At 41.4% G+C, this 14,219-nt stretch carries 17 protein-coding genes; 12 read left to right on the top strand and 5 right to left on the bottom strand.

Going from position 1 to position 14,219, the window contains the following annotated elements; translation table 11 throughout:
• Positions 1–47: 47 nt before the first annotated feature.
• The 10 genes from SNE_RS11055 (at position 48) to SNE_RS11010 (ending at position 8,304) form a co-directional block, all read left to right on the top strand.
• Positions 48–932 (top strand): IS5 family transposase, encoded by an 885-nt coding sequence (locus SNE_RS11055; RefSeq protein WP_013944429.1) that lies wholly within the window; start codon positions 48–50, stop codon positions 930–932.
• 366 nt (positions 933–1,298) lie between these two features.
• Positions 1,299–2,246 carry an RHS repeat domain-containing protein gene (locus SNE_RS11050; protein ID WP_013944524.1) on the top strand — a complete coding sequence of 316 codons (948 nt, stop codon included), beginning with the start codon at positions 1,299–1,301 and terminating at the stop codon, positions 2,244–2,246.
• 103 nt (positions 2,247–2,349) lie between these two features.
• Complete coding sequence (locus tag SNE_RS11045; RefSeq protein WP_231919508.1) at positions 2,350–2,799, top strand: hypothetical protein; 450 nt, start codon at positions 2,350–2,352, stop codon at positions 2,797–2,799.
• 57 nt (positions 2,800–2,856) lie between these two features.
• Positions 2,857–3,414 carry a hypothetical protein gene (locus SNE_RS11040; RefSeq protein WP_013944522.1) on the top strand — a complete coding sequence of 186 codons (558 nt, stop codon included), beginning with the start codon at positions 2,857–2,859 and terminating at the stop codon, positions 3,412–3,414.
• Positions 3,415–3,471: 57 nt separating this feature from the next.
• Entirely contained in the window at positions 3,472–4,023 is a 552-nt protein-coding gene (locus tag SNE_RS11035; protein ID WP_013944521.1) for a hypothetical protein, read from the top strand.
• A gap of 71 nt (positions 4,024–4,094) precedes the next feature.
• A complete protein-coding gene (locus tag SNE_RS11030) occupies positions 4,095–5,366 on the top strand; it encodes an adenylosuccinate synthase (protein ID WP_013944520.1) in 1,272 nt (423 codons plus the stop codon).
• Positions 5,367–6,134 carry an isoprenyl transferase gene (locus tag SNE_RS11025; RefSeq protein ID WP_013944519.1) on the top strand — a complete coding sequence of 256 codons (768 nt, stop codon included), beginning with the start codon at positions 5,367–5,369 and terminating at the stop codon, positions 6,132–6,134.
• Positions 6,131–6,985, top strand: coding sequence for a phosphatidate cytidylyltransferase (locus SNE_RS12485; protein WP_013944518.1), 855 nt, complete (start codon positions 6,131–6,133; stop codon positions 6,983–6,985). Before SNE_RS11025 ends, SNE_RS12485 begins: the two co-directional genes overlap by 4 nt.
• A 9-nt stretch (positions 6,986–6,994) precedes the next feature.
• Complete coding sequence (gene cmk, locus SNE_RS11015; protein WP_013944517.1) at positions 6,995–7,669, top strand: (d)CMP kinase; 675 nt, start codon at positions 6,995–6,997, stop codon at positions 7,667–7,669.
• The gene (locus SNE_RS11010) at positions 7,666–8,304 is read left to right on the top strand and encodes a lysophospholipid acyltransferase family protein (RefSeq protein WP_013944516.1); all 639 of its coding nucleotides are present in this window, start codon (positions 7,666–7,668) and stop codon (positions 8,302–8,304) included. Before cmk ends, SNE_RS11010 begins: the two co-directional genes overlap by 4 nt.
• 57 nt (positions 8,305–8,361) lie before the next feature.
• Here the strand turns inward: SNE_RS11010 and SNE_RS11005 are convergent, their stop codons facing one another.
• Positions 8,362–9,009 carry a thiamine diphosphokinase gene (locus tag SNE_RS11005; protein ID WP_013944515.1) on the bottom strand — a complete coding sequence of 216 codons (648 nt, stop codon included), beginning with the start codon at positions 9,007–9,009 and terminating at the stop codon, positions 8,362–8,364.
• Between the two features lie 72 nt (positions 9,010–9,081).
• On the opposite strand from SNE_RS11005, the gene trxA reads away from it, so the two are divergent.
• A complete protein-coding gene (trxA, locus tag SNE_RS11000) occupies positions 9,082–9,405 on the top strand; it encodes a thioredoxin (protein ID WP_013944514.1) in 324 nt (107 codons plus the stop codon).
• 1 nt (position 9,406) lies between these two features.
• A complete protein-coding gene (locus SNE_RS13545; RefSeq protein ID WP_013944513.1) occupies positions 9,407–9,613 on the top strand; it encodes a DUF2905 domain-containing protein in 207 nt (68 codons plus the stop codon).
• Here the strand turns inward: SNE_RS13545 and SNE_RS10990 are convergent.
• From SNE_RS10990 to hisS, 4 genes are all read right to left on the bottom strand, one after another.
• The gene (locus tag SNE_RS10990; RefSeq protein WP_013944512.1) at positions 9,596–10,048 is read right to left on the bottom strand and encodes a tRNA (cytidine(34)-2'-O)-methyltransferase; all 453 of its coding nucleotides are present in this window, start codon (positions 10,046–10,048) and stop codon (positions 9,596–9,598) included. The genes SNE_RS13545 and SNE_RS10990 overlap by 18 nt on opposite strands.
• 220 nt (positions 10,049–10,268) lie before the next feature.
• Entirely contained in the window at positions 10,269–11,060 is a 792-nt protein-coding gene (locus SNE_RS10985) for an FKBP-type peptidyl-prolyl cis-trans isomerase (RefSeq protein ID WP_053225360.1), read from the bottom strand.
• 56 nt (positions 11,061–11,116) lie between these two features.
• Positions 11,117–12,907 (bottom strand): aspartate--tRNA ligase, encoded by a 1,791-nt coding sequence (gene aspS, locus SNE_RS10980; protein ID WP_013944509.1) that lies wholly within the window; start codon positions 12,905–12,907, stop codon positions 11,117–11,119.
• Positions 12,904–14,196 (bottom strand): histidine--tRNA ligase, encoded by a 1,293-nt coding sequence (gene hisS / locus SNE_RS10975; protein ID WP_013944508.1) that lies wholly within the window; start codon positions 14,194–14,196, stop codon positions 12,904–12,906. Before hisS ends, aspS begins: the two co-directional genes overlap by 4 nt.
• Between the last annotated feature and the right edge of the window lie 23 nt (positions 14,197–14,219).

Raw genomic sequence — 14,219 nt, 5'->3', positions numbered from 1 at the left:
AGAGAAGCTCCTTATGGTTTAAGTCACTAAACATAAAGGAGCTTCAGATGCGTAAACGCAATTGGCACAAGTATAATCGAGACTTAGTAAAAAGAGGAAGTATAACTTTTTTCATCGATCCAAATGCGTTAACTGAAAAGCCAGAGGAAAACAAACGAGGTCGACCTCGTTTGTTTTCCCTTCCACTCATCTATCTCCTTCTTGTCTTAAAGATACAATATCGCCTTACCTATAGAACTCTCGAGGGTTTTGCCAAATCGATCCTTCCACATATAGAACCTGATATTTTTCTTCCGACCTACTCTCTGATCTGCAAAAGAGCTTCCCACATGGAAGCTCTTTTGCCCAAGCTCTCTTCTAGAAGACCTAAAGTGGTGCTGTTAGATACTACAGGGATCAAAGTCTATGGGGAGGGAGAATGGAAAGTGAAAATGCATGGAGCCTCAAAGAGGAGAAAATGGGTTAAATTGCACATCGCTATTGATGAAAACACTCAAGAAATTATCCACTTTGAAATCACAAAAGGGCATGAAGCTGACTGCAAAATAGGCCCGAAAATCATAGAGAAGCTCCCTAAACCCGTTGAGACCGTCATAGCAGATGGAGGATACGACACAAAAAGATGCAGGGAGGCCATCAATCAAATAGGAGCGAAAGACCTTATTCCGCCTAGAAAAAACAGCCTATTATCTCCTTTTATGACAAGAAGGAACAACGCCTTACGCGAAATAAAAGGACTGGGAGGAGATCAGCTAGCGCGAGAAATCTGGGGAAAACTGACAAGATACTCAAGAAGGGCATTAGCAGAGACAAGCTTCTCAAGATTAAAGCGACTGTATGGGGAAAGGTTTTTCTCAAAGAAAATAGAAACTCAAAAAATCGAAGGTCATATTAAATGCAAAATGCTGAATCAAATGCTTCTGATAACTTAATACGATTGATGATGAGGGGGGGGGGAGTCTACGAAAATTGATTTTTTCAACACAGTCTATGACTCGTGGAACCGGTGCCAAACAGCTCATCACCTTCAGCTCAATGAGGGCGTCTGGCAACTCATATATACCCAAGACTTTCTCTATGATGATCAAAATGAGCTGGGAGTCTATCCCCACCAGCTCCGCATTCTTGGCCAAGGCAAAGGAGCTGAAATTGGAGCCGCCATAGCCATCGAGCAAAACCACAAAATTTATCTCCCCATTCACGATCTCTTCGGTAACATCATTGCTCTTCTCGATCCTAAAACCAATGAAGCCAAAGAATATTATCGCTACACCGTTTTCGGCGAAGAGCAAATCTTCATGCCGACAGGCACTCAAGTCACAGACTCGCTCCTTCATAATCCCTGGCGCTACCAATCCAAGCGAAAAGTAGGGCAACTTGTGGCCTTTGGTCGTCGTTTCTACGACCCTGAGACAGGTCGCTGGATTTCTCCCGACCCCAAAGGGTTTGACGAAGGACCGAACCTCTATCAATTTCTGCTGAACTGTCCGATGTTACATTTCGACCTCTATGGAGCTTCAGTTCAAAAGCTAGAGTCACTTGAACAGATGGAAAGAGCTGTTAGGTTTGATGATGATTTTGAAAGACGTTACGGTGGACCACAATCTGTAAGATGGGATTATTTTCCTGATCGTGACTACTCTCAGATAGCTAATCATCCCCTAGTGACAGGAGAAAAAAGGATTCTGTGCATTGGAGGAATCAATACTTCTTTTGAAGAGCACAAAAATAACGTGAGGTATCTGTCCAAGTTAGCGGGGGATATGCCTATTTATTCCGTCTATAATGCTTCGAGAGGAATAAAAAGAGATCTCGAAGAATGTAAGATGGGGTTGAATTTAATCGGAACGACACCGGCAAGGCTTCATTATGAGAGTAAAATGGATTTCTTTTCTTCCTCGGACAAATCACTTTTGTCAGTTGATTTTAGCCAAGGAGCAATTCTAGGAAATATTTCCCAGCTCATGTTGCCTGAGCAATACCGAAAAAGAACGATTCTCATAGCAATTGCTCCTGGGGTGTTCAGTCCTCGGGAGTTATGGAAGGAATCTTTTTATATCTGTACAAAAAATGATCTTGTCCCAAAACTTCAAAAAGTATTTGGGAAAATTCCGCCTGCAAGGGATAATATTACATATGTTGACACCGGAAAAGTTTTCGATAGTGGGCATAAACTTACCCATGAAGTTTATGCTGAATATTTTGAAAGGTATTTTAAAGATTATATTAAGGGCGCCTATGATTAAATTTTTTCGTTTGTATTGTGTCTTTATTTTTTTTCTCATTAGCAATTTCGTATGGGGAGGAAATAAGTTAATTTATTCCGACCAAGAAATAATATCGAATAGATTGATTGCTCAAGTGGCAAAGGATTTATCGAAACGGTACAAAATAAAACCTGTTGGATTTGGTGGAGCGATCCATGAAGAAGTCGAAAAGTTATCTTTGAGCTTTGAGTGTTGCCGTACATTGACTATTGATGAATATAGAGATTTACTAGTTCATTGCACCGAAGACTTCTTAGATCAGATTAACTCTAATAAAGAAATTAGACATTATTTACAAAATTATCCTTTTAATTCAAATAATATTGATCTTTGTATTTATGTTCATTCTGAAAATAAAAAAAGATTTGATGTTGGTCAGTTATCTTCTCTTGCGGTTCAAAAAGGGAAAATTGTCTATTATTATCGAGACTCTGAGTATACGGTGGAGTTATTGAAAACAGAAGACTACGAAGAAGCAAAGAAGATTGTTTTTTCTGAAGATAAAGATAATAATGAGAAAATTTCACTTTGACTTTTTGAGGGATGACTGAGGAAAGGGCTTACGTTAAATTTAGGGATGACGAGTAAAATGGGTATCTTTCGACTGTTTTGTGTTTCTATTTTTTTTCTCTTTGGTAGCCCTTTATGGGGAGGAAATAAGTTGATTTATTCTAACCACGAGATAATAGCGAATAAATTAATTGCTCAAGTGGCAAAGGATTTGTCGAAACGGTACAAAATAAGAGCTGTGGGATTTGGTGGGGCGATTCATGAACAAGTCGAAGAATTATCTTTGAGCTTTGAGTGTTGCCGTACAATGAGTATCGATGAATATAGAGATTTGCTAGTTCATTGCGCTGAAGACTTCTTAGATCAGGTTAACTCTAATGAAGAAATTAGACCTTATTTACAAAATTATCCATTCAGTTCGAAAAATATTGACTTAACTATTTATGTTCATTCTGAAAATAAAAAACGATTTGATGTTGGTCAGTTATCTTGCCTTGCCATTCAAAAAGAGAAAATTGTCTACTATTATCGAGACTCTGAATATACGATCGAGTTATTGAAAGCAGAAGCCTACGAAGAAGCGAAGAAAATTGTTTTTTCTGAAGATAAAGATAATAATGAGAAAATCTCACTTTGACTTTTTGAGGGATGACTGAGGAAAGGGCTTACGTTAAATTTAGGGATGACGAGTAAAATGGGTATCTTTCGACTGTTTTGTGTTTCTATTTTTTTTCTCTTTGGTAGCCCTTTATGGGGAGGAAATAAGTTGATTTATTCTAACCACGAGATAATAGCGAATAAATTAATTGCTCAAGTGGCAAAGGATTTGTCGAAACGGTACAAAATAAAACCTGTTGGATTTGGTGGAGCAATTCATGAAAAAGTTGAGGAATTAGCCTTGAGCTTTGATTATTGCCGTACATTGACTATTGATGAATATAGAGATTTATTAGTTCATTGCGCTGAATACTTCTTAGATCAGATTAACTCTAATGAAGAAGTTAGACCTTATTTGCAAAACTATCCATTCAATTCACAAAATATCTATTTATGTATTTATGTCCTTTCTGAAAATAAAAAAAGATTTGATGTTGGTCAGCTATCTTCTCTAAAAGTTATAAAAGGAAAAATTATCTATCATTATCGAGACTCAGAATATACTGTAGACTCATCGAAAAGAGAAGACTACGAAGAAGCAAAGAAAATTGTTTTTTCTAAAGATAACAATGAAAAAATCTCACTTTGACTTTTTGAGGGATAGCTAATGCAATGGCTTTGTGTTAGAGCTTATGAAGTGTCACATTTAAAGGGAATACTATGCCTACGCTTGCGGTTGTTGGTCTTCAATGGGGAGATGAAGGAAAAGGGAAAATCGTTGATTTGCTCTCTTCTGAGGCAGAAATTGTTGTTCGAGGGCAAGGGGGGAATAATGCAGGCCATTCTGTCATTGCTGATGGGAAAGAGTACCATTTCCATTTGATTCCGTCTGGGATTTTGTCTTCTGCTGTGATCTGTATGATTGGAGGAGGGGTGGTGATCGACCCTGCATCGCTTCTAAAGGAAATGAAAGAGTTAGAAGATCAAAATATTTCTTTTGATGGAAGGTTATGGATTTCTCCCTATGCGCACATCATTCTCCCTTATCATCGACTCCTGGATGCGCAAAGTGAGCGAGAAAAAGGAGGAGCGGCAATTGGAACAACGGGGAGAGGCATTGGCCCTTGCTATAGTGATGGTGTTGCTCGCTTGGGAATTCGAATATGCGATTTTATCTCGCCTGAAATCTTTAAAAGTAAACTCCGCTCGATTTTACCGATAAAAAACCGTTTTCTAGAAAAACCTATAGAGATAGATGAGATTATTGATGAATATACTATTTACGCAGAGAAGCTCAAGCCGTTTGTGAAACCCCTTGAGGTTGAGCTTGCAAGTGAAATCAAAAGAGGAAGGAAAATTCTTTTTGAAGGGGCTCAAGGAGCTTTGCTTGATATTTCGTATGGGACATATCCTTTTGTGACATCTTCTCACACGACGAGCGGAGGGCTGGCTCTTGGTGCTGGAGTTGGGCCTCAGTCAATCGAAAGAACTTTAGGTGTCATAAAAGCGTATACAACGCGGGTCGGAAATGGGCCTTTTCCCACTGAATTTCATGAGGGGGAAACCTCATTAGATCCGAAAACAGCGAGAGAGTTTGGAACTACGACGGGGCGCCAAAGGCGAATGGGGTGGTTTGATACAGTGCTTGTTTCCCATGCAATCCGGCTAAGTGGAGTCTCTTCTCTAGCTTTAACTAAGCTCGATGTTTTAGATCAGCTGCCTACAATTAAAATATGTACTGGATATCAATTGGATGGGCAAAAGTGGACATTTCCTCCTCCATGCATTGAAGATTTAGAGAGAGTTACTCCCATCTATGAACAAGTTGAAGGCTGGCAAACCAATACAAGCGAAATTAAAAAGTTAGAAGAATTCCCAAAAAATGTTAGACTCTTTCTGAATAAGCTCGAATCTCTTTTGGAAATTCCAATTGATGTTGTATCTTTTGGCCCAGAAAGAGAAAAGACATGGAAACGAAAACCTTTCTTTTAGATGACCTATCCGAATTATACAGAAACGGAAAAACCGATTTTTTCTAGAGAAGAGCTTTCACTGCTCGACCCCAAAAAGATACCAGAACACGTTGCGATCATTATGGATGGTAATCGTAGATGGGCTAAAAAATGGAATAAGCCTGTTGAAGTGGGGCATTGGCAAGGTGCCCAAACACTTGATCAAATCGTACGTGCAGCTATTGGTCTTGGAATTAAAGTTTTAACTGTCTATAGCTTTTCAACTGAAAATTGGAATAGATCTTCAGAAGAAGTGGATGGTCTGATGCATTTGTTGAAAACTTACTTGAAGACTCAACGAGAAATTATGGTTAAAGAAGGAGTCCGTTTAAAATCGATTGGCGATCTTTCGAAGCTTCCAGAAGATGTTCGGCAAGTGTTACGGGAGACCAAAGAGGCGACGAAAGGAGGCAGTCAAATCGATCTAGTTTTAGCCCTTAATTACGGGGGACGTGATGACATCCGCCGCGCGACTCTTCGTCTTTTAGATGAAGTGGAAGCTGGGCGACTTAGAAGAGAAGAGATCACAGAAAAGACGATTAGTGAGTTCCTCGATACGTCACAGTGGCCTGATCCTGATCTTCTGATTCGACCAAGCGGGGATCTTCGTATTAGTAATTTTTTAATTTGGCAAATATCATACAGCGAAATCTATTATACAGATGTGCTTTGGCCTGATTTTTCTAAAAGCCATTTACTGAGCGCTGTGGTAGACTTTCAAAAAAGGAATAGACGATTCGGTTTATGATTTTTCACGATTTATCAAAACGGGCCATTTATACAATTATCAGCTTGCTTATCATCGCAACTCTCCTGATCTTTGCCTATGTTCCTCTAGTCTCATGGATTATCACACTTCTCACAGCCACATTGGGCGGGATTGCGATGTGGGAATTTGTGAAACTCACAAATTTGAGTCATAAAAAGCGCTATCGAAAACTTCTGATTGCCTCGACTGTGATTGTGATCTTAGGTTTTTACTGCTCAACTTTAAAAAGCACATTTTCGCTGCTTCCTTTGGGTTTGTTATTTTTGGGAATTATTGCTGTCTTTATCTATCACTTTAATAAGATACAGGGATGTACCCAATCGATTGCTCAAGGATTTTTTGGCCTTTTTTACGTCGCTGTTCCCTTGGGTCTCATTCTAAAAATTCTCTACCTTTATAGTGCATGTAAAATTGGGCATGAAGGACGAATGTGGCTTATCTATCTTCTCGTTGTCACAAAAATCACAGATGTCGGTGCTTATTTTGGCGGCAGACTCTTTGGAAATAAAAAGCTCGCAGCGAGCATTAGTCCAGGTAAAACCATTGCAGGAGCTTTATCAGGCTTTGTTGTAGCAATTGTTTTTAGCTTCATTTTCTATGCTTTGGCCCACTTGCTCCCGAACTTTTTCTTAACGTTTTACGAAAGTCTATGGCTGGGAGCTCTCATTGGGATTTTCGGACAAGTTGGGGACTTGGCTGAGTCGCTTCTCAAAAGAGATGCTGATGTGAAAGATAGCAACTGCCTTCCTGGCTTAGGTGGGATTTTGGACATGGTTGACTCTCTTCTTTTCACAGCCCCTTTAATCTACTTTTTCCTCTATTTCTGTTAGGTGTAGCTCATGATTGTGACAATTGATGGCCCGTCAGGAACTGGGAAGTCGACAGTTGCAGAGCGGTTGGCTGAAAAACTGGGATATACTTATTTCGACACAGGAGCTCTTTACCGCGCCATTGCATGGAAAATTTTGCATGATAACATTGACCTTTCAGATCTCGAGGGAATAAAAAAGATGCTTCAAGCATTTTCATTTCATGTTGAGACGCAAAACGGGAAAAAAAACTATAAGGTCGACGCTCATGACGTGACAAAAGCGATCCGTTCTCAAGAGGTCACGGCAATTGTTTCAGAGGTTTCTGCGATGAAATGTGTCCGAGATGCTATGCGCCCCCTGCAGGAACTTTTTTCTTATGAAGGGCCAACTGTATTTGAGGGTAGAGACTTAGGAACGGTTGTTTTTCCTCATGCAGAGGTAAAATTTTTTCTCACAGCAAGTCCCTCAGTGCGTGCTGAAAGACGTCTTAAAGACCTGCAGCAGAAATTCCCCGATCGAGCAGGTGAGTTTTCATATGAAGACATTTTGCAAAAAATTCAGGACAGAGATGCTTATGATTCTAGTCGTGAACTTGCACCTCTTAAGCAAGCCGCAGATGCGATTTTAGTCGACACTTCCCAAATGACCATTGATGAAGTGGTCGTAACTCTTGAAAACTACGTCAAAGAAAAATCAAAATGAAAGTATTTTATTTTTTTGTCATTACTCTGACTCGTTTGATCTTTAAGGTATTTTACGGAATGCGTGTTTATGGACATGAGCACTACTTCAAAGGAGGGGCAATTCTCGCTCCAAACCATGTATCTTACTTCGATCCTCCTATTGTTGCTGCAGCAAGTCCAGAAAACATTCATTTTCTCGCCCGTGAAACTCTTTTCCGTTCTTGGTTTGGAAAAATGATTGCTGCGCTTAATGCCCATCCAGTTCAAGGTCAAGTGAATAATCTCAAAGCGATTAAAACCATTTGTGGATTGCTTAAAAAAGGGTATAAAGTGATCTTATTCCCCGAAGGGACGCGCTCTAAAGATAACACTTTAGGGGAAATTAAACCGGGAATTGGAATGCTTGTTTCTCGGAGTGAAACAGCAATCATTCCTGTTTACATTCATGGAACTTTTAAAATTTGGCCCCGTTCCCGCAAGTTCCCTCGCTTTTTCGGGCGTACAGCTGTGGTATTTGGTTCTCCTATTCATTGGGATGATTATACAGATATGGATAAGAAAGAAGCGCAAGAGCATATTGCGCATCGCTTGGCTTCAGCCCTTGAAGAACTTCGTAAATGGTATGAGTCCGGTGCTGATGGAAATCCTCCATAAACTGAGAATGGATGAAATAAAAACAGAAGTTGCGACACTTTCCAGCACTTAGGAGTGTTAAAATCCTCCTTTCTTATGAATGCTGAAGAGAAGGTCGCCAGCTTTTAAGGTGACTAAAACAGATGTTCCTACAGCCTCATTTGAAATCCCGACAAAGCTCTTGTCTAGGATGTCATCTTTGAGTTCCCATTTTAAGCCGTCAGTTGTGATTCCCAGAGCGGGACCATTCATTGGGATAAGAGAAACTGTTTGTCCTGCATGGGTTGCCAATTCGAGCCTTTCGTCAATGACACCGAGGATTTCTATTTCGGTTTCAAGAAAAACTTTTCCTGGATATCGAGACAATAAGACGAGATTCGAAAGCGAATGATCTACGCGGTCACCAAATCCGGCAAAGATCGTGATGGACTTGGGATTTTTTTTGATTAAAAACTCTAAGGCAAGCTCTAAATCGGTTGCGTCTTTATCTCGCTTAAACTTGAGTTCTTTTACGTTAGGAAATTTAGCTTTCATGTCGGGCTCGACAGAATCCATATCCCCAATGAGAAAGAGTGGGGTGACTCCTAGTGCCGCACAGTGGTGCAATCCTCCATCGACGGCGATGTACTGATCATAACCTTTTAAGGCTGGGAGAAGAGCATCGTAATCTGCAACGGCGCCGTTAGCGATCACGGCAATTTTTTCAACGCTAATAATATCTTCCATGACCTCACCCTAGCAAAAAATCACAAAGATCTCTACACTAAAGCAAACAAATTATGATATTTCGGAGGCACAATGTCTGAGGAGCAAATGTTAATACTTGATGATGAAAATTTTTATAATAAGACTAGATCAGGTCTGATCTTAGTAGACTTCTATGCAGATTGGTGTGGGCCATGCAAAATGTTGGCTCCTGTATTAGAAGCAGCTGCGGCTCGTTTAGGCTCCAAAGCAACAATCGCCAAGCTAGATATCGATGCGAGTCACAAGATAGCTGGAAGTTTTCAGGTTACTTCAGTTCCTACAATGATTCTTTTCAAGGACGGAAAAGAAGTGAATCGACTTGTAGGTTTACGCGATGAAGAGGCGATCGTCAACTTCGTGCTAGCGGCACAATAATATGGGTCGCCTGATCATTCTTGTGGGACTTTGTTTAATTATTTTGGGAGTGCTTATCACTCTCAAAGTTCCCCTCAATTGGATCGGGCACCTTCCCGGAGATTGTTCTTTTCAATGGGGAAGTACGAAGATCTACATCCCCATTACAACTTCAATTCTATTCAGTTTGATTCTATCTATTTTTTTATTCTTATTTTCTCGTCGTTGAAATTTGTCTAAGACCTTCATAGACGCCAATTCCGACGGATGTGGCGAGGTTTAAGCAGCGGCTGCCATCAATCATGGGAAGAGTCACGAACTTTTCAGGCCATCTTTCGTGATATTTTTGGGGAAGTCCAGCGGATTCAGATCCAAAGATCAATATGGTATCTTGATCGTAGGTCACATCTGTGTAGAGCTTTTTGGCATGGCTCGAAAAAAAGTAGAAAAGAGTCTCAAGGTTTTCTAGATAGATCATCAGATCGTCAATTTCAGTCACATCAACTCCTTCCCAATAATCAAGGCCTGCACGCTTGAGGCTACGATCATCTGTTTTAAACCCAAGAGGGCGGACGAGAATGAGCTCTGAACCGGTGACTTTGCAGGTACGAACGATGTTACCAGTGTTTTGAGGAATTTGAGGGCGATAAAGAACAATCTTCATAAAAACCTGAGTTCTGGGTTTATTTCACATATTTTCAGGGATTTTTCTCTTTTTTCCTAGTGCTCTGTCTCAAAAAGGACCGCTTGGTTTTCTCTTCGCCAAAAAATGATGAGAATTTAAGAGAACTCTCTTCTGGGAATAAGCAAAATAAACTCAGAATTCTGATTAAAAGGGAGGGGTTTCCCGAAGGAAACCCCGAAAAGAAGGGGGAGATTAAAGGTTAACGAAGCCCTTTTTCTTTCATTGGGCCTGGATCTGCAATTTCTTGTGCATCCACTTCAGAAGAATGAATCGATGTGAGCGATTCTTCTTGATCTGGTGTTGCGTTTGCTTTTACAACTTCGATGTCAAAGACAAGCAGGGAGTTAGGTGGCAAGTACCCTGTCATCCCGTAGCCGAGCTCAGGATGGATGAAGATGGTCCGTTTTTCACCTTCTTTCATGCCAATAATCCCTTTACTAAATCCAGGAATCGTTTCGTCAAGAGAGATAAGTTCATCCTCTTGAGAGGCTCCAAAGACTTTTCCATCGAGAAATTTCCCAGTATAGCGAATCATTGGAGTGTGGTGTTCTTCGACAACAGCTCCATTTCCCGATTTTTCGACTCGGTAGTGAAGTTTATTTTTCTCAAGCTCTATGACGCCTTGATTTTTAACATTTTTTGAAAGGAATTCATTGGCTTGAGAAAGGTTTTTACTTGCGAGTTTTTGGAAGGCTTCTTCTTGAACAATTGAGATAGCTTGGACACACTCGGCTTCATCCATTGGGGAGCTTTTTCCTGCTAGTGAGTCTTGCAATCCTTTAATAACTTCTTGCATGTCAAACTCAAATCCCAGGGTCTCAAGGTTTTTGCCTATTAAATGGCCAAATGCTTGTGAGACTTTATTAACATCAATTTCTTGCTCTTTCTTAGGTTCTTGAGCAGCGGGTGTTTCTTTTTTAACTGCTGCATAACAAAACGTAAAAGAAGTGATAAATAAAATTAGAAAGAGACTTTTGAGTTTTTTAAACATCTTGATTTCTCCTAATCGAGTCCTCTTGAAAAGCTCAACTTTATTATCTGGTGGATTTATATCCAAGTGATTTCTTTTGGTTCAGTTTCTATTTCGAGTTCATGGAGTTGCCCAGGGCTAACAGAGGCAGGGCAACGCATCATCAAGTCACTGGCTTTTTGCGTTTTTGGGAAAGCGATGACTTCGCGGATATTTTCTGTTTTTGTCAGAATCATAATTAAACGATCGACGCCGAGCGCAATCCCAAGATGTGGGGGTGTTCCGTATTGCAACGCTTCGATGAAAAAACCAAATTTTCCTTTCAAGTCTTCTTCACTGATTTTGAGAGCTTTGAAGATTTTTTCTTGCATTTGAAAGTCATGGATACGTTGCGATCCACCGCCTACTTCAAATCCATTAATAATAATGTCGTAGGCAAGAGCTCGGACGTTAAGAGGATTAGAATCAAGGTTTTTGATGTCCTCTAAATGGGGTGCGGTGAACGGATGGTGGACACTCGATAGGCGATTTTCGTCTTTATCCCATTCATATAGAGGAAAGTCGACGACCCAAAGGAATTCATAACGGTTGGGGTCGATGAGGTTGCGCTCTCTTGCTACGAGACGGCGCAGGTGATCCATCGCTTGGTTCACAGTTGATTCATCTGCTGCTGCGAAAAGGAGGAGGTCTCCTTCTTCGACTTTTGTTTGAGCTTCGATCTCTTTTAAGAGGGGCTCAGAGAAAAACTTGACGATACTCGATTGGAGCCCTTCGGCTTGCCGCTTCATCCACGCTAACCCTTTTAGGCCAAATTTGCCGACGAATTCTGTATAGCGATCAATATCTTTACGAGAAATTTCAGCCCCTCCTTTAATGCACATACATTTGACAATGCCGCCCCCTTCAATCTGATCGCGGAAGACAGAAAACTCGCATTCTTTTGCTATGGCATCCAGGCGCACAAGGGGCATGTCAAAACGGAGATCGGGGCGGTCTGTTCCATAATGTTCCATACAATCGGCGTAATTCATTTCCCGAATAGTATCGGGAACTGTGAAACCGAGGCACTCTTTAAAGAGGACCTTGAGGTAGTCATGGATGAGTTTTTTTATTTCGCTTGGGGTAGAGAAACTCATTTCGATGTCAAGCTGCGTAAACTCGGGTTGTCGGTCTGAGCGGAGGTCTTCATCGCGGAAACAAGGGGCAATTTGAAAGTACCTGTCCATTCCTCCGATCATAAGCAACTGCTTGAAGAGTTGGGGAGATTGAGGAAGGGCGTAAAAGTTACCAGGATAAATGCGTGAGGGGACGAGATAATCGCGAGCGCCTTCAGGTGTAGAGCGGCCTAAGATAGGTGTGGCAATTTCCAGAAAACCTTGGTTACTAAAGAAATTACGCGTTGTTAACAGGGCTTTGTGGCGCATCACAAGCTTTTGTGCAATGTCACCCCGACGAATATCTAGGTAGCGGTACTTGAGTCGAATCTCTTCGTTTGTTTCGGTCAGTTCGTCGCAAACAGAAAAAGGTGGTGTTTTTGCTTTTGACAAAACGGCAAATTCTGTCACTTCGATTTCGATTTCTCCAGTTGCTAACTTGGGATTTTCTAGACCTTCTCCTCTAGGGCGAACCTTTCCTTTAGCAGAAATGACCCATTCTAAGCGGAGTTTTGACGCTTCTTCGTGCGACTCTTTAGAAATATCTGGGTCGAAGATGAGTTGGGTGAGTCCGTAACGGTCGCGAAGGTCAATGAAAATGAGCCCACCATGGTCGCGTCGGCGATGGACCCAGCCTGAGAGAGTAACGATCTCTTCGACATTGGATTTTGTGAGGTCGTTGCAACGGTGCGTCCGTCTATAGTCAAACGTCATGAGTTGTTCCTATGATTTAAAAGGAAAGAGATGAGCTCTTCCCAACGAATTTGTGTTGAATCGCGACTTGTCATATTTTTCACTTGAACGAGTCCTTTTTCTAATTCATCGTCACCGAGAATGATCGAAAACTGCGCTCCTAAATCGCTTGCAGTTTGCAAAGCTTTTTGAATTTTCTTTGTTGTTATGAGCTCGGCTGCGACTTTTTCGTGTCTGAGCGCATAGAGAGTTTGGATACAAGCTGTTTTTGCTTCATCGCTAAGTGGAATGAGGCAGATGTAAGGAGCAGGGGGAGGGGGAAAGGGTGCGCTTTGTCCATCCATGGTTTGTAAAATCCGTTCCATCCCTGTTGAAAAACCAATTGAAGGGAGGTCGGGGCCTCCAAGAAGAGCTGAAAGTCCATCGTAGCGTCCACCAGCACCAATCGTGTTTTGAGCTCCAAGAACATCGGAGGTGATTTCAAAAACGGTGCGGTTGTAATAGTCGAGGCCTCGCACGAGTTTTGGCTCGATTTCGAACGGAATCTCTTGCATCTTAAGCAAATCGCAAAGCTCTTCAAAATGAGTGCGACTTTCTGGGTCGAGTTCATCTAAAATGGTTGGGGCGCCCTCAAGAAGAGCTTGTTCTTTTTGATCTTTGGAGTCGAGGATGCGCAAAGGGTTCTTTTCAAATCGGATTTGGCTTTCTGGAGAAAGAGAGGTAAAGTGGGGGCGCAAAAAGTCGAGCAGTTTTTCTTTGTAAATTTGCCTTGTTCCAGGGCCACCTAGAGAGTTGAGCATCACTTTGAGATTCTTCAATCCTAGGCGACGGTAAAGTTCAAAGAGCATGTCGATGACTTCAAGGTCTTGCTCAGGAGAACCTTGTCCAATTGCTTCGACACCGAATTGATGAAACTGTCTATATCGGCCAGCTTGAGGACGATCGTAGCGAAAGAAGGGGCCGATGTAGAAAAACTTTTGATTAGAGCCAAACTGCTGCAGCCCATTTTCAACAAACGAGCGAATGACTGATGCCGTCCCTTCAGGGCGGAGCGACATGGAGCGGTCTCCTTTGTCTTTAAAGGTGTACATCTCTTTTGAGACGATGTCAGACGTTTCACCAACTCCTCGAATGAAAAGATCAGTTTGTTCAAAAATTGGTGTTCGAATTTCTCGAAATCCATAGTCAAGGGCGAGCTGCCTCATGGTCTCTTCGAGATAGTGCCAGCGGCTCGATTCCTTCCATTTATTTTGCTCTTTGGCTTCAGTGGGAAGGATGTCAAACGTTCCTTTTGGAATTTGGTATTTCATGAATACTGTCTGTGGTCAAAAAT

This window comes from Simkania negevensis Z, from assembly GCF_000237205.1.
Classification (GTDB): Bacteria; Chlamydiota; Chlamydiia; order Chlamydiales; family Simkaniaceae; genus Simkania; species Simkania negevensis.
The sequence above is the reverse complement of the archived record's forward strand: the minus strand, read 5'-3'. Positions and strand labels throughout refer to the sequence as shown.